Origin of the sequence: Kineococcus sp. NPDC059986, assembly GCF_040702905.1 — a bacterium.
Classification (GTDB): domain Bacteria; phylum Actinomycetota; class Actinomycetes; order Actinomycetales; family Kineococcaceae; genus Kineococcus.
Genome location: NZ_JBFBND010000081.1, coordinates 1 through 1,549, shown reverse-complemented (window position 1 = coordinate 1,549; position 1,549 = coordinate 1). Strand labels below are relative to the sequence as shown.

Here is a 1,549-nt window from a genome sequence, read left to right as displayed (position 1 = left end):
CTTGGAGTCAAGCGGTCCCTGCAACATCCCTGTCCCAGGAGGGGTGTGCGAACGATGCGAGGACGGCCACGCAAGCTACGTCGGGTGGAGATCGTCTTCTGGAGGTTGTGGCGGCTGGGCTGGGACTTGCAGGAGTGCTCAGCGGCGGCGGGTGTCTCAGCGACGGTGGCCAAGGGCTGGCTGCGTCAGCGCGGTGGGCTGGAGCCTCGCCTGGTCCTCGACCCTGAGGTGGACGTGCCGGCGATGGTGGGGGCCCGGGGTCTGCGGGTGCGCTCGCAGGACCTGACCGTGCGCGAGCGGGGCCTGATCGCTGAGCTGGTCCGGCAGGTCGATGAGCAGGGCCGGGCCCTGAGCGCGGCCGAGATCGGCCGGCGGTTGGGTCGGCACCGGTCCACCATCGGACGCGAACTGGCCCGCAACAGCAGCCGCCGCCGTGCCTCTCACCCCGGTGCTGGTGCTGGTGCTGGTGCTGGTGCTGGTGCTGGTGCTGGTGCTGGTGTCGGGGCCGGGCGCAGGTCCGGACCGGGCAAGGGCGGCAACCACGTGCCCCCGCAGCGGGGGCGGGGGGACTACTACGCCGACTACGCCCAGGTGCAGGCCGAGTCCCGCCGGGCCCGACCCAAGACACCGAAGCTGGTGGCCAGCCCGGCCCTGGCAGCGCAGGTGCAGGCATGGATGAGTGATCAGCCCGGGCAGGTCCCCGGCCCCGATGAGGGCTCCTTCTGGTCCCCGCGGATGGTCTCGGCAAAGCTGAAGGCCCGATTCCCTGACCGCCCGGAGATGCAGATGTCGCACGAAGCGTTGTACGCCAGCGTGTATCGCAGCGTCTTCGTGCAAGGACGTGGCGGGCTGCGCGCTGACCTGCACCGCTGCCTGCGGACCGGTCGGGCCCGGCGGGTCCCCAACGCCCGCTCCCGCGCCAGCAGTGAACGGGCCCGCACCCGCATCCCCGGCCTGGTCTCCATCAGCGAACGACCTGCCGAGGTCGAAGACCGCGCCCTGCCCGGACACTGGGAGGGGGACCTGATCATCGGCAAAGACGGGCAGTCCGCCGTCGCCACCCTGGTCGAACGCACCACCCGCTACGTGATGCTCCTGCCGTTGCCGCGACCAGCAGACCTCGACGGCGACAGCGACGGCTACAGCGGGTCCACCGGCCGCGGCGCCGAGGCCGTGCGGGATGCGGTCATCACCGCGATCGGCGCTCTGCCCAAGCACCTGTGGCAGTCCTTGACCTGGGACCGGGGGATCGAGATGGCCCGGCACTTCCAGATCACCGCCGCCACCGACGTCGCGGTCTACTTCTGTGACCCGCACTCCCCTTGGCAGCGCGGCTCGAACGAGAACACCAACGGCCTGGTCCGCCAGTACCTACCCAAGGGCACCGACCTGGCCGTTCACAGCGCCCGCGACCTGGACGTCATCTCCATCAAGCTCAACGGCCGGCCCCGCCAGACCCTGGACTGGAAGACACCGGCTGAGGCTTTGAACGAGCTACTGTCCAGGCCCTACGACCACGACGGTGTTGCAGGGACCGCTTGAATCCGCC

The 1,549-nt window shown here is 70.4% G+C and carries 1 protein-coding gene; it reads left to right on the top strand.

Translation table 11 applies throughout. The features are described from left to right. Window positions 1-84: 84 nt before the first annotated feature. Window positions 85-1,542, top strand: a complete 1,458-nt coding sequence (locus tag AB0637_RS24975; protein WP_366175486.1) for an IS30 family transposase — start codon at window positions 85-87, stop codon at window positions 1,540-1,542. The last annotated feature ends 7 nt before the right edge of the window (window positions 1,543-1,549 follow it).